The sequence below is a fragment of the Sorangium sp. So ce327 genome, from assembly GCF_051530205.1.
GTDB classification, from domain to species: domain Bacteria; phylum Myxococcota_A; class Polyangia; order Polyangiales; family Polyangiaceae; genus Sorangium; species Sorangium cellulosum_B.
The window spans coordinates 7149765-7172235 of the sequence record NZ_CP150330.1 but is presented as its reverse complement, the minus strand read 5'-3'; the positions used below and the strand labels follow the sequence as shown (position 1 = coordinate 7172235).

Annotated in this window: 14 protein-coding genes; 9 read left to right on the top strand and 5 right to left on the bottom strand. The window is 72.4% G+C overall.

The window, feature by feature from the left end:
* Window positions 1-3 precede the first annotated feature (3 nt).
* The 5 genes from WME95_RS26885 to WME95_RS26865 all read right to left on the bottom strand — a co-directional run bounded on the left by WME95_RS26885 (window position 4) and on the right by WME95_RS26865 (window position 13205).
* Window positions 4-285 carry a pyrimidine/purine nucleoside phosphorylase gene (locus WME95_RS26885; protein ID WP_437541072.1) on the bottom strand — a complete coding sequence of 94 codons (282 nt, stop codon included), beginning with the start codon at window positions 283-285 and terminating at the stop codon, window positions 4-6.
* 68 nt (window positions 286-353) lie between these two features.
* Window positions 354-6089, bottom strand: a complete 5736-nt coding sequence (locus tag WME95_RS26880; RefSeq protein WP_437902242.1) for an RHS repeat-associated core domain-containing protein — start codon at window positions 6087-6089, stop codon at window positions 354-356.
* A 175-nt stretch (window positions 6090-6264) separates the two neighbouring features.
* Window positions 6265-10701, bottom strand: coding sequence for a hypothetical protein (locus WME95_RS26875; protein WP_437902241.1), 4437 nt, complete (start codon window positions 10699-10701; stop codon window positions 6265-6267).
* A gap of 391 nt (window positions 10702-11092) precedes the next feature.
* Entirely contained in the window at window positions 11093-12451 is a 1359-nt protein-coding gene (locus WME95_RS26870) for an ATP-binding protein (protein ID WP_437902240.1), read from the bottom strand.
* Window positions 12452-12476: 25 nt separating this feature from the next.
* The gene (locus WME95_RS26865; RefSeq protein WP_437902239.1) at window positions 12477-13205 is read right to left on the bottom strand and encodes a response regulator transcription factor; all 729 of its coding nucleotides are present in this window, start codon (window positions 13203-13205) and stop codon (window positions 12477-12479) included.
* A 116-nt stretch (window positions 13206-13321) separates the two neighbouring features.
* Between WME95_RS26865 and WME95_RS26860 the strand changes: the two genes are divergently transcribed.
* The 9 genes from WME95_RS26860 to WME95_RS26820 all read left to right on the top strand — a co-directional run bounded on the left by WME95_RS26860 (window position 13322) and on the right by WME95_RS26820 (window position 22470).
* Entirely contained in the window at window positions 13322-14839 is a 1518-nt protein-coding gene (locus WME95_RS26860) for a TolC family protein (protein WP_437902238.1), read from the top strand.
* Window positions 14836-16092: an efflux RND transporter periplasmic adaptor subunit gene (locus WME95_RS26855; RefSeq protein ID WP_437902237.1), complete on the top strand. Its 1257-nt coding sequence runs from the start codon at window positions 14836-14838 to the stop codon at window positions 16090-16092. Before WME95_RS26860 ends, WME95_RS26855 begins: the two co-directional genes overlap by 4 nt.
* A 1-nt stretch (window position 16093) precedes the next feature.
* Window positions 16094-16825, top strand: coding sequence for an ABC transporter ATP-binding protein (locus WME95_RS26850; protein WP_437292719.1), 732 nt, complete (start codon window positions 16094-16096; stop codon window positions 16823-16825).
* Window positions 16819-18021 (top strand): ABC transporter permease, encoded by a 1203-nt coding sequence (locus WME95_RS26845; RefSeq protein WP_437902236.1) that lies wholly within the window; start codon window positions 16819-16821, stop codon window positions 18019-18021. Before WME95_RS26850 ends, WME95_RS26845 begins: the two co-directional genes overlap by 7 nt.
* Before the next feature lie 327 nt (window positions 18022-18348).
* Window positions 18349-18837: a hypothetical protein gene (locus WME95_RS26840; RefSeq protein WP_437902235.1), complete on the top strand. Its 489-nt coding sequence runs from the start codon at window positions 18349-18351 to the stop codon at window positions 18835-18837.
* Window positions 18838-18940: 103 nt separating this feature from the next.
* Window positions 18941-19666, top strand: a complete 726-nt coding sequence (locus WME95_RS26835) for a zf-TFIIB domain-containing protein (RefSeq protein ID WP_437902234.1) — start codon at window positions 18941-18943, stop codon at window positions 19664-19666.
* A gap of 87 nt (window positions 19667-19753) precedes the next feature.
* Window positions 19754-20902: a PAS domain-containing protein gene (locus WME95_RS26830; protein WP_437902233.1), complete on the top strand. Its 1149-nt coding sequence runs from the start codon at window positions 19754-19756 to the stop codon at window positions 20900-20902.
* A 108-nt stretch (window positions 20903-21010) separates the two neighbouring features.
* Window positions 21011-21718 (top strand): SDR family NAD(P)-dependent oxidoreductase, encoded by a 708-nt coding sequence (locus tag WME95_RS26825; protein ID WP_437292714.1) that lies wholly within the window; start codon window positions 21011-21013, stop codon window positions 21716-21718.
* Between the two features lie 104 nt (window positions 21719-21822).
* Window positions 21823-22470 (top strand): hypothetical protein, encoded by a 648-nt coding sequence (locus tag WME95_RS26820; protein WP_437902232.1) that lies wholly within the window; start codon window positions 21823-21825, stop codon window positions 22468-22470.
* Window position 22471 lies beyond the last annotated feature (1 nt).

The window sequence follows — 22471 nt, the reverse complement described above, 5'->3', positions numbered from 1 at the left end:
CGCTCAGAGGAACTCGCAGAGGTAGCCGGTGGGCTGGGTGGCCCTGACGTCGAAGCCGCTCTTGCCTGCCACCTCGAACGACGTCCCTGCCGGATAGGCGCGCCACTCCGTGGAGCCGTCGATGCGGATCGCGAGCTCGCCGGCGACGACCGTCATCCGCTCCGGCGCCTCGGTCGAGAAGTGGAACTCGCCGGTGTCGATGACACCCACCGTCTGACGGCGCCCATGGCGCTCGAAGCCGACGCTCTGGACGTTGCCGTTGAAGTAGCTGTTGTGCTTGAGCATGGCGCCCTCCTACCGCGTCCCGCCGCGAGAGACCAGCCCGGACGGACGGGAGAGGTCCGCCCGGCGAGCTACGGCTTCCCGCCCGGGATCGGCACGTAGGCGTGCTGGATGAGGTGGTTGTCTGAGCCCTCGTGGCTCGTCGCCAGCGTGGTCCAGACGCCTTGCTTGCCGCTCTTCCATACGCCGACCAGGATCTTCGCCGACTCCGCCTGATGGCTGAACTTGTACGTGACGTTGGCGCTCCGCCCCGTCTCGCTGGTCGATTGGCTGGTGCGCTCGGTGCCGGATTTCGTCGCCTCCTCGTAGGAAGTCCCGAAGTTCGCGCTCGCAGTCTTGGAGTCTCCTGCCGAGAGGCCGAGGTTGGCGCCGCTCTTCGTCGCGGTCTCGGTATACTCCTTGAACGTCATGCCGAGCGTGATCTTCTCCGACGTTCCGGACGTCATCGATGCCTCGCTCAAGGTGCCGGCGATCGGCGTGATGACCATGATGCGCACCTCGTAGCCGTTCGAGGTCGTGAACGTCCAGTCGCCGACGCCGGTCGGAAACGTCCGGAGCTGCTTGTCGATCTCGTTCAAATCCCGCTGCGGGATGCTGCCCTCGAGCCACCTGCTGCTCGTCCAGAGACCCCAGTCGCGGTAGTAGATCTCCCCGTTCGTGGCGTCCCAGCGCTGCTTGATGTTATCGAGCGTGACGGCGTAATCGATGCCGGAGATCACCCTGTCGCCCGCCGCGAGCGCGTGGCTGTTCTCATAGCGGAGCCCGGTCTTGGCCCTCATCTCCGCCACGCGCTTGTCGTCCCCTCCCTCGAGCTCCGGAGGCGTCCTCCGGTTGTCCGCGTCGGTGCCCGTCGGATCGACGTAGCTGACCGGGTTGTTCCTGGCGTAGCCGTAGAGGTTGCACTCGGCCGGCGACGCGACGCACTTGTCGATGCTGGTCAAGAACAGGGGATCCGGCGTCCAGAACTGCCCGAGGAGCGGGTCGTAGTCGCGGACGCCCATGCGCACGAGGCCGAGATCGCGGTCATAGCCCTTCTGCACATAGTCGATCGCCTCGGCGAGGGGGCCGTACTCGATCCGCGCCCCGTAGGCCGAGGCGAGCGAGAGCGCGCCGGCCTCGTCGGAGATGCTCGTGCCGCGCGGGTCGAACGGCAAGCGCTCGAACACGCCGTTGTCGATCACGCCGACCGTGATGCCCGCGACGTTCACCGGCTCGACGAGCCCGTCCTCGCTGAGGTAGGCGCCCGCCACGTACCCCGCCACGGGCACGCCGTTCCTGTACTTGAGCACCCGCTGCCCTGCCTCGTCGTACGCGAAGCGGAGCTCGTCGGCGCCGCGATAGGCACGCTCGACGTCGCCGCTCGGACCATACTCGACCGTGAGGTCGTCGTGCGCGGTCACGCGGCCCATGGCGTCGACCTGGTAGCTCTCGCCGCCCGCCGTGATGGCCGCGGCGCTGCGCGCGATGGGCCGGTCGCCGAGCTCGTCGCTCGCCGACGCGATCAGCCCGGACGCGTCGTAGCTGTAGCTCGCCGAGCCCGCGCCGTCGGACGCGCCGACGAGGAAGCCGCGCGCGTCGTACCGATAGCCGCGGCGCAACGTGTCGTCGCCGAGCTCGAAGATCTCCGCCGCCATCAGGCCACGCGCGTTCTTCTCCCAGCTCACCGCGCCGGAGACGCTCCCGCTCATCTCATAACCTCGCCGCGCCCGCGTCATGGGGTCGTAGCTCAGGTCGAGCGCGCCGTCCGCGAAGTACACGGTCTCGGGCCGGCCCTCGCCGTCGTACGTCATCGTGAACAGGAGCGCGCCGTCCAGCCGGCAGCTGACCAGTCGGCCGTAAGCGTCGTAGTCGTACGCCCTCGTCGTCACGAGGAGGGGCGCGTCGTTGTGGTCCGACACGCGGAGCGTCACGCTCTTCGTCGCGCCGTTCGCGTAGAGCGAGATGTCCTGATCGAGCTTGCGCCACCCGTCGAGATCCCAGCGTGTCGCCGAGACCTTTCCGTCCGCTCGGCGCGTCGTGACCTTCGTGATCTCGCCGGTCGTCACCGTGGTCGCGAAGCCGAGCTGGCCAGGGAGGGTGAGGCCGCCAGGCAGCGCGCCATCCCAGCCCGTCTCGACCGTGCGGGTCTCGCCGCTCGACGACTTCGTCTCGACGGTGCGGGTGATGCGCCCGATCGCGTCGTGCTCGTACCTCGTCCTCCGGTCGAGCACGCCGGCCGTCGACAGCTCGCGCCGCTCGGTCATCCGCCCTGTCTCCGCGGCGTACGACCACTCGACGCGCTGCACGTCCTCGCGCTGGACGACCGAGGGGCGGCCGTACGCGTCGAAGTCGAGGCTGTGGACGCCGGCCGGCGTGTAGACCCGGCGGAGCCGGCCCATGGCGTCGTGGGCGTAGGAGGTCACCGCCCCGCTCTGATCTTTGAACCAGCGCGGCCGGCCGTCGGCCCCCGCGCCGGTCCTCGTCGCGTAGGCGCCGTTCTCGATCGCGGTCACCACCAGCTCGTCGCCGACGATCTCGCGGATCACCTCGTTCTCGCCGGTGACGCCGCTCTGCACCGTCGACCACGACGAGAGGTCGCTGCCGGCGCCCGTCTTCGTGGACACGCCGAGCAGCGTCGCGCCTGCGAGCAAGGACGCGTGCGTCAAGCCGCCCAGCGAGGGCATGGGATCGCGCGCGAACTCGCGCACCTCCGCGGACGAGCGGCTCACCTGCGTCACCCGAGACAGGCTGTAGCCGCCGGGCTGGAGCGCGGCCTTGGCCAGCACCGCGCCGTCCGCGGCGAGGAGGTCCGCCATCTCGGTGGCCGCGCCGGTTGCGGCGTCGACGAGGTGGCGCTCGAGGATCTGACCCGGCGCCGCGGCCGTCGCCCAGACATAGTCGATCTGGTTGAGCGGACGGGCGGGCGTGGCGCCGGAGAGGTCGTCCCAGGTGGCGCGCAGGCGCTCCAGGCCGTCATAGTCGGCGAAGTTGTTCCAGGCGGCGCCGCCGCGGGTGATCCGCGAGTGGACGAGCGCGTCCGTGATTGGATCGCGGCCAACCACGCTCTCCACCACGCCGTCGGGCGACGTCACCGTGCTGAGCTGCCCGGTCACGGGATCGTAGGTGTAGAACGACGTGCCGGCGCCTGGCGAGCCGATGGACGCGACCCGATGGTCGTCGTCATAGGCCACCTCCTGCAGCACGATCGGGCCTGTCGGCCCGGCCTGCGAGGCGCGGGTGACACGGCCGAAATCGTCCCGCTCGATGTCGACGCGGTAGTCGTAGTCGAGGGTCGCGTCGTCGTGTGTACCGATGACGCGCTGCGAGCCGGTGAGGCAGACGAGCTCGGGATCGAGCTCGGCCACCTCCATCAACGTCGTCTCCTGTCGGCCGATGCCGTCCGGCCCCGTGGTCTCGACCACGGTCGGGCAGATCCCGTCGTGGTACTCGCGGAAGTCGGTGCGCGCCGTCACCGCCGCGCTGCCGTCCTCCGCCTGCCATCCGCGCTCCTCCCACAGCACCCGGAGCCACGGGACGCCGTGGAAGGCGGCCGGCTCCAGACCCCGCTCCGAGAAGCGCACGAGGCCGGGGATGCGGTCGTCCTCGTCGCGCGTGCCAGTGACGACGCCCGCGATGTCGTTGTCGTTATGGAAAGCGACCGTCTCGTGCAGGTAGGGAGACGCCTTGCGCGCCTCTTCGAACCCGACAAGGTATTTGCCCGCCGTGTGCCATACGGGCGAGCCATACTCGTAGGTGTACGTGACAGGGTCGTAGCCCGAGGACTCGACGCGCATCGACGTGAGGATCGAATAGAGCTGGTTCACCCCGGGCGCCGGGCGCACCCGGCCGTAGCCGAAGTGGACGACGGTGCCCTTGCCGTCGTCGGACGAGAGCAGGAGGCCGGTGGACGGCCGCGACAGCTGCAGCACCTCGGCGTGCGCGCCGTTCGCCATGACGATCTGCTCGTTGCCCGAGCCCGACAGGTCGACGACCACCGGAAAGGAGACGGACCAGGGGATCGACGCGAAGGCGGACACCGGGGTCTCGACGAAGGAGCTGCCACGGTTCGTGAAGAGGAGGACCGTCTGGCCCTTGGTCAGGATGAGGTCGGACAGGCCGTCGTTGTTGAAGTCGCCGTGGCTGAACTCGTAGGTGGAGAGCCCCGAGAGAGGCAGTCCAGAGGCCGTGGTGAACAGGTACGAGGTCCCGGTCTGCTCGAAGCGGCCGGAGCCGACGCCGCGCCAGACCACCACGCCGCCGCTGTGGCGCACCATGAGGTCGGGCCGCCCGTCGCCGTTGACGTCGAGGACCCAGCTCGCCGTGGGCGTCACCCTCGGCAGGAGCGATGAGGTCGCCCCCGGCGCGAACGACGCCTGAGCGGGCGAGATCGAGGTGTTCCGCAGCACCTGCGCGCTGCCGTACGAGACCCGCACGATGTCCGGCCGCTGGTCGAGATCGAGGTCGGCGAGGCGGGTGTTCGGCCCGGTGGCCCAGGCGCCGGTGATCCACTGATCGAGCTGCGTGAAGCCGGCGCGATCGCAGACGATCACGCGCGTCTGCGCCCCCGTCGAGCTCGCGGCCGTCACGACCACGTTGGGCTCGGTGGCGTCGCCGTGCATGCGCGCCAGGAAGCGCGGTTTGTTCGTCGCCGACGGGGCCGGCCGGCAGAGCGGGTTCTCGGCGCCCGTGGGGGCGGGCAGCGCCTCGAAGACATAGCCTGTCTCCGTCTGCCGAACGAGCGTCTGGTCGAGGTGCACCTCCATGTCGGTGAGGCCGTTGCGCTCGAGGTCGGTCATGGCCGCCTTGTCGGGCTGAATGGCGCCTGATCCGTACGTGGCGAGGTACCCGTCGAGCGCGGGGGCCGGCTGGAACGTGGCGTTCGCCAGCTGATCGGTCGAGAAGTCGTAGCGGTAGGTGACGGGCGGCTCGGTCGCGCCCGAGGCGTAGCGCTTGGTCACGCTCGCCAGGTAGAACGCCGGGCCGGTCGGCGAGGTCTGGTACGTCAGGTCGTAGCGATAGCGCTCGAGGTACGCGCCGTTCCGGGCCGACACCGCGACGCGCGTGACGCGCCGATCGAGCAGCGTCTTCGCGCCCGAGACGAAGGTGGCGAACGGCGTGGACAGCGGCTCGTAGGTGAACGTCATCCGGTACTGGTTCCCGTCGAAGCGGCCGCCCCAGCGGACCTCGGAGAGGAACGCCCGTCCCGTATCGTTGTGAGTCCAGGTCAAGGTCGTCGAGTCGCCGAAGAGGGTCTCCACGCGGCTCAGGTTCCAGGAGTAGGTGCCGTCCGGCGTGACGCTGGCGTCCGCGGCGTCGAAGCGATGACGCGTGCCGTCCGAGGTCGTCGCCACCCACCCCTCGTCGCTGAGGCGGAGGCGCACCATGCTGCGCAGGCCGGCCGGGTAGTAGGCGCCGTCGTCGCCCTCGACCAGCCGGCCCCACGGGCTCGTGAAGGAGTCGCCCGCCGTGAAATCGATCTCGCCGACGACCCGGTGCCGCCGGATGGTCAGGTCGGTCTGCCAGCCGACGCCCCACTCGCCGACCCCGCCCTCGGCGGAATACGAGGGCACGACCGAGGCGAGGAGGCCGCCTCTCTCCGCCGGCGCGTCGATCGGCAAGGGCAGCGAATACGCGCCTCGCGCGAGCGCCGACGGTCCGAACGCCAGCCGCGAGAGGCTGCCGGCGATCGAGCCGCGCTCGGGCTGTGCGATGCTGGGCGGCTGCACCAGCTGGTCCTTGAACGGCCCCGCGGCCGCGGCCTCGTGGGCCCCGAGAGCGGCGGCGAGGCCCGCTGTCGCAGGCAAAGCATGACGTAACCAGTTCATCATGGGCTCCTGAAGGTGAGATGGAAAGGGTGTTGACGAACAACGCGTCCCCGCCGGAGGCGGGCGCAAAGGAGGACCGGTCGAGGGGCGCGCGCGCGCGGCCCGCGCGGGGGGGTCGCCCCGGGCGACCCAGCCACCGCGCGGTCCGCTCGCGCCCGCGCCCCCTCTGCGCTCGTGTCTAGAGCTCTTCCGGCGGCAGCTGCGGCGGCAGCTCTTCGATCAGGCCGCCTCCGGCGAGGTTCACGCTGTTCTGGCAGACGGCGGGCACGAAGCTGAGGCCGGTGTTCACGCGGCGTTCGACCTCGAGCACCAGCAGCACCGCGAGCGTCTCGTCGATGAAGGTCGCCGGCGGATCGGTGTAGAAGCTCGTGAAGTCGACCGAGAAGGTCGTGAACGGCGAGATGCCCGCGCCCGCGCCGAGCTCGTTGCTGGCCCCGAAGTCGCTGAGCACGTCGCCGCCTGGCCCGTTGATGACAGGCAGGCTGAGCGGGACGCCCGCCTCGGTGTCGGCCGTGAGCTCGAGGACGCCGCCGACGCGCGGGAACGAGAAACGCGCGGCGCCCGCGCCTGCGACGGCGGGCAGCTCGCGGCCGAGCGCCGTGAAGTCGATCGACGTGTTCACGGGGTTCAGCATGTAGACCGACGCCCGGCGCACGACCGGGGCGACGTCGTGGCACGACAGGCGCGCGTTGCCGCCCGAGAACGCGTAGAGGTCAGCGGCCTGCACCGCGAGCTCGGCGACGTGGCCGTCCTGCTCGATGCCGCGCCACGCCCGCTCCGACGCCTGCTCCGAGGCGCTCCGGAACTCGTCGCACAGGCCCTCGCACGCCCCGGGATCGCGCGGAAACGCCACCACGACCGTCCGGCGCGCGTCGCTCGGCAGCTCGAACTGCGCCGCCACCAGGCTGTTGCGGGCGCGGACCGCGAAGAGGCGCAGATCGTCCGCGACCTCGTCGAGCGGGGCGGCGAAGCTCACGCCGAGCAGCGCCGCGAGCTGCCCGGCCGCGGAGGCGCGGAGGCCGCCGAGGCCCGCGGGATCGCGCAGCTGGAAGATCGGCGCCGCGTAGTCCGAGAGGATCTCCCGCAGCGACTCGATCGCGGGGCGGAGCTCCACGCCGGCGAGGTCGCGCAGGCGCCAGCGCGGGATGAGGCGCAAGAGGCGCGACGCGGCCTCGGTGTTGCTCAGCTCGTGCTCGAGCGCGAGCAGGTCGAGGCCGATGCGCGCGATGTCGTGCTGGACGCGGTGGATCTCGCCGCGCCGGCCGAGGCTCGCGATCTCCTTCTCGATCCACGCTTCGTAGAGGTTCTTCAGCTCGACCGGCAGGCCTTGCAGGCCGTTGCCCTGCGCGGCGAGCAGGAGGGTGAGCCGGGACCACGCGTCCGCGCGCAGCGCGCCCGCGTCCTGGCTCGTCATGCCGCCCTGGGCGAGGATGTCCGAGGCCTGCGCCTCGATCGCGTCGATCGTCCGGGCCATCCCTGCGCCCAGCGAGCGCGCGACGAGCCCGACGGGCGTGATCACCCGCATGCTCAGCAGGAGGGAGTCGGCGGTCGGGCGCGCGCAGGCGCCCGTGACGTCGTTGACGAGGAAGTGGACGTCGATCTCCGTCTCCATGGCCGGGTCGACCGCCGGCGCCTGGATCGCGTCGCGCGGGTTGACGACGCGCACGTCGAGGATGACGTCCGGCTGGTCGTGCAGGGTCAGCACGGCAAGGAGGCTCCCGACCGGCGCCGCGGGCACCGGCACGATGGGCAGCCGCAGCCCGCCGTTGAAGCTGGCGCTCATGCGCGCGTCGGTGCCGAGCGTGTGCGAGGTCCCGTACGAATCGGTCGTACCCCAGCTCTCGCTCGTGCAGCGCCGCTCGGTGTACGAGGCCACGAGGGGCGAGCTGGGCAGGTCCGGGATGCTCGGCGGCCAGGAGGCGCTGAAGCCGGTGCACCGCTCGAACATCTCCAGGCTCGATTCGATCTGCGTGTGGCTCTGGTTCACGCCGTCAGCCTCGTAGTGCGTGTTCGACCACGTGATGTAGTAGCCCTCGGGGCCGGCGACGGCGCCGAGCACGTCGATGTCCGCGGCGGCGCCGGTGGGCGAGGCGATCTGGGAGAGGTCGAGCGCGCACGTGGGCGTCCACGTCCGGTCGGGCATGTCGACGTCGAGGATCTCGCCGGGCAAGAGGGTCACCACGGCCGCGTGCATCGAGGGCAGGTCGAGCTCGCCGCCGACGGGGAAGCGCGCGTCGTCCGGGCTGATCTCGACGGGCGGCAGCGTGTCGACCTGGTAGGCGGCGTCGGCGTCGAAGGCGCCCGACGCGATCACGGCCTCGAACGCGCTCATGAAGTCGCCGATCGCGGCGTGCTCTGACGCCTCGCGGGAGCGCAGGGCGTCGAGCCGGCCGAGGAGCGCGCGGGCCTCGTGCACCTGCGACGCCACGCGGTCGAGGACGCTCCGGGTCTCGCCCGCCGCGCGCGTCTGCGCGAGCAGGTCGTTCGTCGTGGCGAGCCGGGCGGCGGCGAAGTCGTCGGCCGCGCCGTCGACCGCGCTGACGCCGTAGTCGATGTACCCGACGAGCTGCTCGCGCTTGAGCACGGCCGAGCTGAGGCGCGCGGGCGACGCGGCGATCAGGCCGGTGGCGGCGTAGCTCGTGGCGGCGCCGCGCGCGGCGCGCACGAGCGCGGCCAGGCCCTCGGCCTCGATCGGCACCTCGGCGTTCGGGTCGGCGAGCGCGGCCAGGGACGAGCCGCCGGCCCTGCTCCAGGCCTCGGCGAGCGCCGCGTGCTGCTGGACCAAGGCCGCGAGGGCGGCGACGAGCGCGGGCTGCTGGCTGCCGAGCGCGCCGGCGTGGGCGAGCACGTCGGCGAGCGCCCCCGCGTCGTCGATGGCGGCGAGGGCGCGCCACGCCTCGGAGGCCGGCGTCGCGAGCGGCGCGCCGCCCGGCGCTGTGGGCGCGCACCCGGCGAACCTGCAGGCGACGTCGTGGATCGGGCTCACCTGCTGGAGGCGATCGAGCGTGCCGCGCAGCGCGTCGCCGACGATGAACAGGAGCGGCGGCGAGGCGATCGGCTTCGAGGGGTGGAACGCGGCGCGGAGCATCGCCCAGTCGACGGCGAGGCCCGAGGCGGCGACGTCGGCGAGGAGCGCGGCCGCGGCGGCGTCGCTGCCGGCGTTCGCGGGCAAGGGCTCGGCCGCCTCGTGGGCTCGCTCCCAGATGCGGCCGGCGAGGGCGCCGCTCTGCGCGCGCACCCAGCCGGGATCCCCGATCGCGGCGACGGCGCTGTACCAGGCATCGAGGTGGCGGAGGCTCTCGAGCAGATCGTCCTCCAGCCCGCCCGCCGCGCTGTACGTCGACGTCGTGCGCTCGATCAGGGTCGCGACGATCTCCGCGCCGACAGCGAGCAACGTCTCGCGGCAGGCGCTCTCGGGCAGCTCGGGCAGCTCGGCGAGCACGTCGAGGCAATGGGGGAGCTCGGCGCGAACGGCCTCCACGGGGACGTGGGCGGCGTCGAGGTCGGCGCACAGCTGGAGCTGGCTGGCGATGTTCATGCCGCTCGGGCTCACAGCCGACGCGGCGCACGCCGGATCGAGCGCGAGCGGGAGCTGGCACGCGGGCGCGCCCGCGAAGGAGCTGTAGAGGAGCTCGATCTGAGCGCGCTCCGACGCGCTGAGCCGGTGGGCGGCGAGCTCGAGGACCAGCTTGAGCCGGGCGGCTTGAGCCTGCGCCACGTGGGCGGGCGCGCCCGCCATCTTGTCGACGAGGCAGGCGGCCATCGCGTGAGCGTCGCTGTCGGCGACGAAGTCGGGATCATCGCAGGTGAGGCAGACCGGCGGCGAGCTCGGGGGGAACGTCTGGCCGGGGCCGCTCGGCGCGGTCGGCGCCGGCGCGTTGGGTGAGGGCGTGGTCAGCGTGGTGCCCGTCTCGCAGGCGCACTCGTTGGGCCTGTAGTCGTGACAGCCGCATTCGGGGGCTGGCCCGGTGTTGGGCTGCGGGAAGCTCGTGATGTTGAGCTCGCACCTGTAGGTGATCGTCCGTATCCTCTCCAGCGGAAAGCCTCCGCTCTGGGTGGTCCTGTCGCTGAGGATGACGGTCCGCGGCTGCACGTTGAACCGCGAGAGCCACGTGCTGTAATTGGGGCCGGTCGTCGGTACGACGGAGCTCCTGATCTCGTTCTTTCGGTTCGTGGCGAGGTTGCTGCAGATCGTCGTCGTGTCCGGGGGGCAGGTCGTCAGACCGTCATTGGGACCTCCGTACGTCGTCTGGCATGTCGAGGTGTACTGGGTGCTCGGGCGTTCGACGATGTTCGACTCGTTGATCCCGGCGCCGTAGGTCTTGCAGCTGTTGTAATTCGCGCAGACGCCCGAGTAGCCGCAGATCGCCGGATCCTGGCAGAGGCGCCGCCAGCTGTAGCGCCACGGGCCATCACACGTGCCCGCGGGCGACTCGAGGCCGGCGTCGGCGCACTCCGGGCTCGCCCATGTGGCTTGCGCCCAGGCGACGTTGGTGAAGAGGAGTGTCGTGAAGGCCAGCGCCAGGAAGATTGTCCGGCGCAGGCGGGGTGGGGGCGAGGTGGCGATCGCCCTGCTCGGTCTGGGTCGCAGTCGCGGTTGCAGGCGCAAGTGCATGATGTGCGCCACGCTGCAATCCCCGATCCATCGATGGCTGTCTCGGCCGCGCCGCGCTTTCGTGAGGACGAGTCGCCGCGCGGCGCGCGAGCTCGGAGCGCTCTTGGCCGGGGCCGGGCGAGCCGGCGACGGCTGTTGCGCAGACCTCGCGCAAAGGAGCGAAGGCGGGGCCCGACAGATTGCGCAGACCTGGCGCAAAGGAGCGAAGGCGCGAAGGCGCGGCTCGGAGGAGCCATCTTCGCTCGACGGCCTGCAGGGAGGCTATCGAGCGCCCTGTCTCTCTGGAGGAGACACCTGTTCCTGCCGGGGAACAGCGCTCAATCGAACGGCCAGGGCGTCACCCGCATCGGGCGCGAAGCGGCGAGTCGCGCCCGATAACGCAGCCGGCGCGTCATGCGCCTGCCGCGCCGACCGGCAGCCGCAGCGCGACCTCGAGCCCGCCGCCGTCCGCGTTCCTCGCCTCGACCTCGCCGCCGTGGATCCGCACCGCCCGCTGCGTGATGGCCAGCCCGATCCCCGTGCCGCCCGCGCCGCGCGCCCTGTGGTCGTCGACCCGGTAGAACGGCCTCCAGATGTCCCCGAGCGCGCCCTCCGGGACGCCCGGGCCGCGATCGCGGACGCGCACCTCGGCCGTCCCGCCGGAGCGCTCGAGATCGACGCGGACCGCGGTGCCCGGCTCGGTGAAGCGCACCGCGTTGCGCACGACGTTCTCGATGGCGCGCCGGAGCAGCTCCTCGTTCCCGTCCAGGGAGCACGCGTCGCGCGCCCCGAGCTCGACCGAGCAGCCCCGCTGCTCGGCCTCGAACGCGGCGTCCTCGACCAGCTGCTCCAGGAGCGCCGCGAGATCGACCCGCTCGGTGCGCTCCATGCCCCGGCCCGACTCCAGGCGGCTCAGCGTGAGCAGCTCCCCGATCATCCCGTTGAGCCGCTCCGTCTCCCGCTCGATCCGGTCGAACGCCGGCTCCACGTCCGGCGGCGAGCGCCGGCGAACGAGCTCGAGCGCGATGTTGAGCCGCGCGAGCGGCGACCGGAGCTCGTGAGAGACGTCGCGCAGGAGCCGGCGCTGCGTCTCCAGGAGCTCGTCGATGCGCTCGGCCATCCGGTCCATGTCGCGCCCGAGCGCCAGCGTCTCGCCGTCCGCGCCCGCGAGCTTCTGCGCGACGCGCACCGAGAGATCCCCCGCGGCCATCCGCTGCGTGGCGCCGCGCAGGATGCGGATCGGACGGGACAGGTACCGCGCGAGGAGCACCGCGACGAGCCCGGTGACGGCGACGATGGCGAGGAGCCGCTGCGGCAACGTCTCCGGCACGATGAAGAACATCCACGGCGACCGGACAGGGCCGGCCGCGACCGCGGCGAGGGCAGGGTCGCGGCGCAGGACGACCGCGACGAGCTCCCGCTCCTCGCCGACCTCGATGGCGATGCCGTCGGCCGAGCGCCTCGCCCTGTCCTCGGCGAGCGGCGCGCCGTCGATGGGCTCGCCCATCACGAGCGCGCCGGCCCGGTAGACCGCGACGCGCTGATCCCGCGGATCGAGCGGCGCGAGGCGCTGCTCGCAGCCGGGGAGCCCGTCCCGCGCGCAGGCGAGCGCGCCCTCGGCCCGGAGCTCGACGCTGCGCGTGTTCAGGCGGCGGCGCAGCCCGCTTGGCTCGGCGGAGAACGCCCAGCCGTGGATCACCGCGAGCAGGCCGACGAGCAGCGCCATGGCGAGCCACAGCGAGACGAGGAGGCGCAAAAAGAGGCTCTTCACGGCCGCCCTCCGGGGAGAAAGCGCTTCACCCGCGCTCCCGCGCGAGGATGTAGCCCGCGTTGCGGACCGTCTTGATGCGCTCGCCGCCGCCCGGCCCAGGCCCGAGCTTGCGGCGGAGGTTCGAGACGTGCATGTCGATGCCGCGGTCGTACGCCGCGAGCCGGCGTCCGAGGACGCGCCGCGCGAGATCCTCGCGCGAGACCACCGTCCCCGCCTGCCGCGCCAGGACCTCGAGCAGGTCGAACTCGGCCGTGGTGAGCCGGACCTCCTCGCCGCGGACACGGACGCGCCGCGCGGCGGGGAGCACCTCGAGATCGTCGACCGTCAGCGCGCCCTGCGCCTCGGCGGCGGAAGGACCGGCCGCCGCGCCCGCGTGAGAAGCGCGTCGATGGAGCGCCCGCACGCGGGCGACCAGCTCGCGCGGGTTGAACGGCTTCGGCAGGTAGTCGTCGGCGCCCATCTCGAGGCCGACGATGCGGTCGACGTCCTCGCCCCGCGCGGTGAGCATCAGGACAGGGACCCGCGAGCTCTGCCGCAGCCGCGTGAGGACCTCGAACCCGTTGAGCCCAGGCAGCATCACGTCGAGCACCACGAGCGTGAACGGCCTCTCCCTCTCCTCCTGGGCGCGCGCGAGGCCGGAGATCGCGTCGCGCGCGCTCTCCACGGCGTAACCCTCCTGACCGAGCAGCTCGGCCAGGAGCTCGCAGAGCTCGGCGTCGTCGTCGATGACCAGGATCTGGGGCGGATCCGTCATGTCGCGACTGTAGCGCGGCTGTCGCACCGCCGTGTAAGGCCTGGTCAAGAGGCGTCTTGACGAATCTTTACACGACCAGGACACCTCTTGAGACACTGCCCTCTAGGTTGCGGTGCATGACGTTCACTCGCTCCGTTCCCTTGCCGTGGCTGGCGACTCTCGCCCTCGCCGCCACGTGCTCGCTGAGCGTCGCGGCGCGCGCCGAGACGCTCACCGCCGAGGAGGCGGTACGCCGCGCGGCCTCCCAGAACCCGTCCCTCCGCGCGGCGCTGCTCGAGGCCACCGCGGCGCGGCAGGCCGTCGCCGCCGAGGAGGGCGCCCGCAGGCCCACGCTCTCGGCCTCGGTGACCGGACAGTACCAGGAGTCCTACGGCAGGGTCGCCGACGCCAATGGAGGCGCCCCGGGCAACGGCGCCGGCGCGCTCCAGCGCTCCGGCGGCACGTCCGTCGCGTCGAACGCGGCGCTGCGGTACACGACCGACGTCGGGACGAGCCTCGAGGTGGGCGCGTCGGCGCGCTCGCCCGCGGACGGGACCCCGGGGCCGAACTACGGCGCCCAGGCTTACGTCTCGGCGCGGCAGCCGCTCCTGCGGGGGGCCGGGACCGACGCGGTCCTCGCGCCGTACGCGCAGGCGCAGGCGTCGGCCGTCGCCGCGGAGCAGGAGCGCGAGCTCGCCGCGAGCCAGACCGCGCTCGACGTGCTCGGGGCGTACTGGGAGCTCTGGTACGCGGAGCAGGCGATCCTCGTGCAGGAGCAGGCGCTCGCGGCCGCAGAGCGGCTGCGAGCGGACGCGAAGGCGCGCGCCGAGACCCTCGGCACCGGCACGAAGGTGGACGTCCTGCGCTTCTCGACCTCGGCCGCGTCGATCGCGGACGCGCTGTCGCAGGCGCGGGCGACGCGCGCGGCGCGGGCCATCGCGCTCGGGCGCGCGCTCGGCATGGCCCCGGCGAGCGCGGCGTCGCTCGCCCCGACGGGCGCGCCGCCGTCGCTCGGGGCCCTGCCGCCGGCCGACGCGCTCGTGCGCGCGGCGAGCGAGCGGTCGCTGGAGCTCGCGGCGCTGCGCGCCGACCTCGACGCGCAGCGCGCGCGGGTGGGCGCGGCGGAGGACGCGGACCAGATCCGCCTCGACCTGTTCGCGACGGCCTCGATGGACGGGCAGTGGGTGCGCGACGGCCTGCCGGGGCTCTCGCTGCCGGGCGGCCGGCCCGCGTTCGGGGTGCTGGGCGGGATCGAGGTCGAGCTGCCGCTCGGCGGCGGGCGGGCATCCGCGGACGCGGCCCGCGCGCGCACGCAGCTCGCGGCCGCGGAGGCGCGGTACCAGGCGCGCGCCGAGGCGCTCGCGGCCGACGTGAGCTCGCTGCGCGCGAGCCTCGAGGCCGCGGCCGAGCAGGTCGCGCTGGCCACCGAGACGGCGCGCATGGCGGGCGAGCTGGCCGAGGCCGAGCGCCAGCGGCTCTCGCTCGGGACCGCGACGTCGGCGGACGTGGTGCAGGCGGAGCAGACGCGGAGGGAGGCGGAGCTCCGCAGGCTGCGGGCGGCGGTGACGGAGCTGGCGTCGCGCCTCCAGCTCGATCACGAGACGGGCGCGCTGCTCGTCCGCTTCGCGTCGGTGCTGCCCAGGAGGTCGTCATGAACAGGAACAAGAAGCGCTACCTGATGTCCGGCGTGGCCGCGTTGGCCGTGGCGAGCTTCGCGATCGGCGGGTACGCCTGGTACAAGCAGCCCGAGAAGACCCCCGCCGGCCCCACCGTCGAGATCCGCCGCGGGAGCCTGACCGAGACCGCGGCCGCGTCCGGGAAGATCGAGCCCGACGTCCAGGTCGAGGTGAAGTCGCGCGCCCCGGGGCAGGTCATCGAGGTGCTCGTGAAGGAGGGCGATACGGTCGAGGCGGGGCAGCTCCTCGTGCGCCTGGACCCGACGGACGCGGAGCGCGATCTCGCCGCGGCGCGCGTGGCGCGCGACCGCGTGAAGGCCGATCTCGCCGCGGCGAACGCGTCGGTCGCCGTCGCCGAGCTCGAGCGCAAGAACAGCCAGACGAGCCAGGAGGTCGCCGAGAAGAGCGCCGAGATGGGCCTCGGGCCAACCGACGCGGCCCGCACGGCGGCGCACTCGACGAAGGTCGCGGGCGCCAACATCACGCTGCGGCGGGCGCAGCTGAGCTCGACCCAGGCGCAGCTCAAGGCGGCCGAGCTGGCGGTGCAGGACGCCGAGACGCGGCTGAAGGAGACGCAGATCTACGCGCCGATCGCCGGGACGGTGCTCGACGTGGCCGTGGAGAAGGGGACGCTCGTCTCGTCGGCGCTCACCAACGTGAGCGGCGGCAGCGCCGTGATGACGCTCGCCGATCTGTCGAACCTGCGCATCGTCGGCGCGATCGACGAAGCGCAGATCGGGCGCGTCGCGCCGGGGCAGCGGGTCGACATCCGCGTCGACGCCTACGGGGACCGTGTTTTCCAGGGCGTTGTCGACCGGGTGAGCCCGCTCGGCAAGGAGGTGTCGAGCGTCGTGACCTTCGACGTCGAGATCGTCGTCAAGGACAAGGACGCGTCGCTGCTCCGGTCGGGGATGAGCGCGGACGTGGAGATCGTGACCGCGGAGCAGAAGGACGTGCTGCTCGTGCCGCTCCTGGCCGTGCAGTCGCAGGGCAAGCGGCGGTTCGTGCGGCTCGCGAACGGCGAGGAGCGGCCGATCCAGACCGGGGCGACGGACGGCTCGCAGATGGTCGTGACCGAGGGCCTGAGCGAGGGCGACGACGTGCTCGCGAGCGCGCCCGTCTCGAGCGCGGCGGGGCCGCAGGGGCAGGGGCAGGGGCAGCGGCAGGGCGGCGGCCAGAACCCGATGCGGGGGATGGGCATGGGGATGGGCGCCGGTCGAGGGGGGCGCTGAGATGGACGTCCCCGTCCTCGTGAGCGGGCTCTCGAAGGTGTACCACGCCGATCGCGAGGATCTCGCGGTGCGGGCGGTCGACCGGATCGGCTTCGAGGTGCGCCGGGGCGAGTCGGTGGCGATCATCGGGCCCTCCGGATGCGGGAAGTCGAGCCTGCTGAACATCCTCGGGTGCCTGGATCGGCCGACGGAGGGCACGTACCGGCTCGGGGGGCGCAACGTGGCGGAGCTCGACGACGACGAGCTCGCGGCGCTCAGGAACCGCCACATCGGGTTCGTGTTCCAGAGCTTCAACCTGCTGCCGCGGATGACGGCGGCGGAGAACGTCGAGCTCCCGCTGCTCTACGGGGCGGTGAAGAACAGCCGCGCGCTCGCGGAGGGCGCGCTCGATCGCGTGGGGCTCGCGGCGCGCGCGCGGCACCTGCCGTCGGAGCTCTCCGGCGGGCAGCGGCAGCGCGTGGCGATCGCGCGGGCGATCGTGACGCGGCCGTCGATCCTGCTGTGCGACGAGCCGACGGGCGCGCTCGACAGCAAGACGGGGCGCGACGTGCTGGAGCTGCTCCTGTCGCTGAACGCGGACGGGACGACGCTGATCATGGTGACCCACGACCTCGGCGTGGCGCGGTCGCTCTCGCGCGCCATCCACATGAGGGACGGGCACATCGTGGCCGACGGGCCTTCGGCCGACGTGGTGTCGGCGTTCCACGCGGGCGAGATGGAGGCGGCATGCTGATCAAGGAGACGGCGAAGAGCGCGTGGCGCTCGCTCGCCTCGAACCGCCTGCGCACGCTGCTGACGATGCTCGGCATGATCATCGGGACGGCGGCGGTCGTGGCGGTGCTCGGGATCGGGGAGGGCGCGCGCAGCAGCGTCGAGGGGCGGATCCGGTCGCTCGGCGCGAACCTGCTGATGGTGCGCCCGGGTTCCGCGTCGGCGAGCGGGGTCCGGTCGGGCACGGTGAAGACGCTGACCGAGGGCGACGCCGAGGCGCTCAAGGGGCTCGACGGCGTGGCGGCGGTCGCGCCGGAGCGGAGCGGCAGCGCGCAGCTGCGGTACATGGCGAGCAACCTGAACGCGTCCGTGACGGGGATCACGCCGGCGTACCTCGAGGTCCGCTCGCTGTCGGTGGCGAGCGGCGTCTCGTTCTCCGACCTGGACGAGCAGCAGCGGGCGCGCGTTGTCGTGCTCGGGGCAAATGTTGCGCGGCAGCTCTATCCGGGGGCGTCGCCGCTCGGGACGCGGCTCCAGATCAACGGGAGTGCGTTCCGGGTGGTCGGGGTGCTGGCGGAGAAGGGGTCGGGCATGGGGTCGCCGGACGACGGGGTGTTCGTGCCGCTGTCGACGCACCGTTCGGTGCTGTTCGGGCAGGATCACCTGTCGACGATCTCGCTGCAGCTGGCGAGCGAGGATCGGTCCGACATGGTGATCGCGCAGCTGGAGCAGCTGCTGCGCCTGCGCCACCGGCTGCGCGCGGATCAGCCGAGCGATTTCGAGGTGCGGTCGCAGGCCGAGATGCTGGCGACGATGGGGCAGATCACGGGCACCTTCACGATGCTGCTCGGCAGCGTGGCGGCGGTGTCGCTCATCGTGGGTGGCATCGGGATCATGAACATCATGCTGGTCTCGGTGCGGGAGCGGACGCGCGAGATCGGCGTGCGGATGGCGGTGGGGGCGCGGCGCGGGGACATCCTGCGGCAGTTCCTTGTCGAGGCGGTCGTCGTGTCGCTCGCGGGCGGCGTGGCCGGGGTGGGCCTCGGGTACGGGGCGGCGGTGCTGCTGTCGCGGTTCGGGGAGTGGGCCACCATCGTGCCGACGTACGCAGTCGGGCTGGCGCTCGGGGTGTCGATCCTCATCGGGATCACGTTCGGCGTGGGGCCGGCGAGGCGCGCGTCGAGGCTCGATCCGGTGGAGGCGCTGCGGTTCGAGTGAGCGGTAATGGAGGAGGCACGGGTTGAAGGGGCGAGTCCTGGGCGTGCTGGACGATCAACCAACATGACCAAACCACATGACCGCCGGTCGTCGTCCCGAGATCCGAACTCGCTGGCCTGAAGGAGGCTCGTTCCCGCCGCCCGCGCCCATCGCGAGGGAATGCAGACGCCGCTGGTTCTGGGCCGCGCATCGCTTCACGCACACCCGAACCCACGCCTCGGTGCGGCGGTCCGTTCTGGCCGATCACGCAGCATTCGCCGGCGCAGCGCTGAGCTCGCCATTGCTTTTCAGTGCCGGCGCGCCGCCGGCTCGCTATCCTGTGGTGGGATGGATGTCCTGCTGCAGAACGACCACCTGACGGTCACCCTCGATCAGGAGATGTCGATCGTCCGCAGCACCCGCTCCGAGGTCCCCTATCCGTCTCCCGACGATTTCATCCGGGTCCACTCCGAAGCGCTCAAGGTCTACGAGTCGCTGGATCGCTGGTGCCTCGGCCACCTGCTCGACCTCCGCCGGGCTCCCATGAACAACGATCCGGCGTTCGAGGCCGCGACGATGCGCACGCGCAGCATGCTGGTCAGCGAGTTCGCCTGCGTCGCCATCGTCGTGCGGACGGCGGTCGGCGCCCTCCAGGTGAACCGGCTCCTGCGTGAGGAGAACAACGACCATGTCGTCGTGCTTCAGGACGACGACACCGCCGTGGGAGTTCTGCTCGAGGAGCTCGGAAAGCAGGTGCGCCGGTCCAGCGCGCCGCCGCACAGCCGCCCCCGGAGCTCCCATCCTCATCCCTGGATGCGCCCCGCCAGGCAGCGCTGAGCCCGATCATCCGTCCGGCGCTTTGAAGGTGGCGCCGGCGCCCGGAGCGAGGGCGCCTGTCATCGCGCTTCTCGTGAGCGCTCCGGGCCTCTAGACTCCCGGGGTGCGCGCCGATCGCAGCACATGCCCCCGATGCGGCCTCCTGATCAACGCCGAGGGGCGCTGTTACCCCGGGTGTCAGGGGCCGCTCGCCACCGTGCGCTGCGGCGGCTGCTACCAGCTGAACCTCCCCGACGCGGAGCGCTGCGACGGGTGCGGGCACGAGCTCGGCCTGGAGCCCATCCCCGAGCCCGACGCGCTCCTCTGCGCAGAGTGCGGCGTGCCCTTCTCGGCGTTTCGCGCCGCGGCCGGCCTCCTGCGCGACTGCGGCCGGTGCGGCGGCCAGCTCGTCGACCACGCGCTCTTGCGGGACCTCCTGGAGCGCCGGGAGAGCTATGGGACGAGCGCGCCGAGGCCGCCGCGGCGGCCGGAGCACGTCGACGTCCGCGTGCGCTACGTCCGGTGCCCGGCGTGCGGCCAGCCGATGAACCGCAAGAACTTCGCCGGCAAGAGCGGCATCATCGTCGACATCTGCAGGGAACACGGCACCTGGTTCGACCGGGGCGAGCTCCCGCAACTCCTCGCCTTCGCCGCGTCGGGCGGCACCGCGAGGGCGCGGCAGCAGCAGATCGACGAAGAGGCGCGGTCGCGCCGGGAGGCCGAGATCGCCAGGGAGGCGGCGCGTCGGGCGAGCGCCGTCGTGGCTGCCTCGTCCTGGGAATCCCGCTGGAACAACCGGCGGGCCGCCGTGCAGGAGCTGCTCGAGCTCTTATGGCAGATCACCCGCTGAGCGTCCGCGCGGGCCGGCCGCGCCCGTGAAGAGACGTTAAGGAGCGTGCAGGACGGACGGGGGCGTCGTATGACGTGCCGCCACGACATGACGTCCCTCGACCAGCGCCTGTCGGCGCTCGATCTGTCCGTCCTGCCGACCTGGGTCTACGACCACGGCCGGCACCGGTTCCCCTGGGTGAACGCGAAGGCCATCGAGTTCTGGCACGCGACGGATCGCGCCGAGCTGCTCTCCCGCGACCTCTCGGACCTGTCGCCGGCCGTCCGCGCGCGGCTCGACGGCTACCTCCGCGTCCTCGCGGAAGGGGGGACGGTGCTGGAGGACTGGACGCTCTACCCGCGCGGGACGCCCGCGACCGTGACGCTCCACGGGCAGCCGATCGACCTCGATGACGGGCGGCTCGCGATCCTGTTCCAGGCGCTCCCTCAGGCCGCCAGCGTCGGCGCCTCGATGGTGCGCGGCGTGGAGGCGGTCCGCCACTCGTCGGTGCTGGTCAGCCTCGTCGACCGGGAGGGGACGGTGCTCTTCCACAACCCCGCGGCGCTGCGCGCCCTCGGCGACGCGCCGACGATCGACGCGGCGTTCCCGGACGAGGGCGTGAGCGCGGCCGTCCGCGGCGCGATCGACGCCGAGGCGGCGTGGGCAGGGGAAGTGCGGGTCGTCACGACCGACGGCGAGCGGTGGCACCAGGTGGAGGCGCGCCCCACGACCGATCCCGTGACCGGCGCGCGCGCGGTGCTCGTGCAGCAGCTCGACGTCACGGCGCAACGGCGCGCCGAGGGGCAGGTCGAGGAGCAGGGCCGGCTCATCGACCGGCTGAACCGCTCGCTCGCCCTCGTCGAGGAGCAACGGCGGCAGATCCTCAACCTCTCGGCGCCGATCCTCGACGTCGGCCGGGGCACGCTCGCGGTGCCGCTCATCGGGCGGCTCGACGCGGAGCGCGGCGGCGAGCTCGGAGAGCGGCTCCTCCCCGCGATCGTGGCGCAGCGGGCGTCCCACGTGGTCCTCGACGTCACCGGCGCGGAGGCGCTCGATCCGGACGGCGCCGCGGCCCTGGAGCGGCTGGCGCACGCGATCCAGCTGCTCGGCTCCAGGCCGATCCTCACCGGCGTCCGCCCGGAGGTCGCGCGCGCGCTCGTCGACGTCGACCTCGGCGAGGAGCTGCTCGTCCTGCGCAGCCTCGGCCGCGGCCTGGAGGTCAGCCGGAAGCGCGCTGCGGTGCGGCGCCGGGCGTAGGCGCCGTCGCGCGCGGCGCTTCCCGGAGCGGCGTCCCCGCGGCGCCTGCGCCCGCCGTAGCGCTTTTCGAGCTGCCAGGCCGGACGGCCTCTGCCATAAGAGGCCGCCATGACGCTTGAAATTCGTGGAAAGTGGGCGCTTGTCACCGGCGCGAGCCGGGGTATCGGAAAGCGGATCGCGCGCGGCCTCGCGGACCTCGGCTGCAACGTCGTCCTGCACAGCCGCGACGCGGCGCACACGCGCGAGCTCGAAGGGGAGCTCGCCGGCAAGGGGATCCGGGTGAGCGCGGTCTCGGGCGAGCTGTCGGATCAGGCGGCGGTCGACCGCATGCTGGACGACGCCATCGCGGCGTCGGGCGGGATCGACCTCCTGTTCAACAACGCCGCCATCATGACGCCGTTCCGCGCCTCGCACCTGCAGACGCCGGCGGACGATTACCGGCTCAGCTTCGAGGTGAACGTCATCAGCCCGATACGGATCACGTACCGGCTGCTGCCGACGATGCTGGAGCGGCGGTTCGGGCGAATCGTGCAGGTGACCTCCGGGATCCAGGATCAGCCCGAGCTGATGGCCTACGCGGCGTCGAAGGCCGCGCTCGACAAGTTCGTGCGCGACATGGCGCCTTCGCTCCGCGGCACGGGCGTGCTGATGAACCTCCTCGACCCGGGGTGGCTGCGGACCGATCTCGGCGGGCCGAAGGCGCCGAACGACGTCGAGTCGGTGCTGCCCGGGGCGCTCGTCCCGGCGCTTGTCGACGGCGAGGTCCACGGGGTGCTCTTCCGCGCGCAGGACTACGCGCGTCCCGCCGCGCGCTGACACGCGCGGGGCGTGCTCCTGACGACCGCGCGCCCCGCGCGAATCGCGCCGGCTCGACAAGTTGTCCCGCGCCGCCGGTGCGCGCCTTGCTAGCGTCGTGGGAGATGAACGAGAGCTCGGGACCTGGGGCGGACACGGGACCTCGCGCGGCATGCGGCGCGGGGGAGGCTCCCACGGCGCTCGCGACGGCGGCCGTCGCGCGTGCAGCGCGATGGGGGCGCTGGGGGGCGCTCCTGCCGGTGCTGGCCTGCGCGTGCTCGCTGGAGGGGTTGTCCGCCGCGTGGGACGCCTCGCCGGCGGCCGCGGGAGGGGGGAGCAGCTCGCTCAGGATCAGGATCGAGGCCGAGGACTGCGAGCTCTCCGGCCGCTTCGAGCGCGTGGACGACCCGCTGGCGAGCGGCGGGACGTACGTGGCGGTCCCCGAGGAGGCGAATTGCGAGAGCGACCGGGTCGACTGCTCGTTCGAGGTCGGCGAGGCCGGCACGTTCCAGATCAGGGCCAGGGTCGCCACGGGGCCCGACGAGAGCACGGACAACTCGTTCCTGGTCCGCGTGGACCATGAGCCGGAGCTCGGAACCAGGTACGACTTCAACGGGACCGAGTTCCACGAGGATTACGTTCACGACTCGAAGGACGCGACAGGGCTGCTGCTCAAGTTCGCGCTCGATCCCGGGATGCACATCGTCTCGTTCGGGTGCCGCGAGGACGCGGCGAGGCTCGACTGGGTCGAGCTCGTTCGAATCGGCCCCTGAT